This is a genomic window from Pandoraea terrae (genome assembly GCF_902459695.1).
GTDB classification, from domain to species: domain Bacteria; phylum Pseudomonadota; class Gammaproteobacteria; order Burkholderiales; family Burkholderiaceae; genus Pandoraea; species Pandoraea terrae.
This window is the reverse complement of sequence record NZ_CABPRZ010000079.1, coordinates 1-569: the sequence shown is the minus strand read 5'-3', so window position 1 is coordinate 569 and position 569 is coordinate 1. Positions and strand designations below refer to the sequence as shown.

1 protein-coding gene is annotated in these 569 nt (G+C 70.7%); it reads right to left on the bottom strand.

From position 1 onward, the window contains the following. Nucleotides 1-569 (bottom strand): hypothetical protein (locus PTE30175_RS28070; RefSeq protein ID WP_150700339.1); only part of this gene is annotated, 569 nt, incomplete at both ends.

Here is a 569-nt window from a genome sequence, read left to right as displayed (position 1 = left end):
TCAGCGCAATCGACCCGTGCGCGCCGGCAGCCTCGATACTGCCGGCGCGGTTATCGAGCGCACCGCCTGCCGTGATCTCGAGCTCGCCCCGTGCCGACACCTTGCCGCCGCGATTGGCGAGCGCATCGCCCGCCGTGAGATGTACGCCGGCGCCTGCCGTCAACTCGCCCTCGTCGTTGGCGAGCGTGCCTTGGGCCGCGACCGTCAACGTGCTGCCTGCCGTCACCCGCCCTTGCGTATTGGCGAAGTCATGCGCCGCGATATCGACTGCGCCGTTGCCGGCCAGCAACCCGCCGGTGTTCGTCACCACGCCGCTCGTGAGGTCGAACCGCCCGGCGCCGGCATGCGTGATCGTGCCGCGCGTGTTGTCGAGGCTGCCTGCGGCCAGCGTGAACGTCGCGGCGTTGCTCTCGAGCTTGCCGCCGGTGTTGTCAAGCGCGCCGGCAAGATCGAAGCGCGCATCGCCGCTGCCGTGCTGCGCCAGCCGCCCGCCCCGGTTCGACAGCGACACGCCGGCCACCTCGAGATGTGCGGCCACGGTTTCGGCGCCGTCGTGATCGATGTGACCA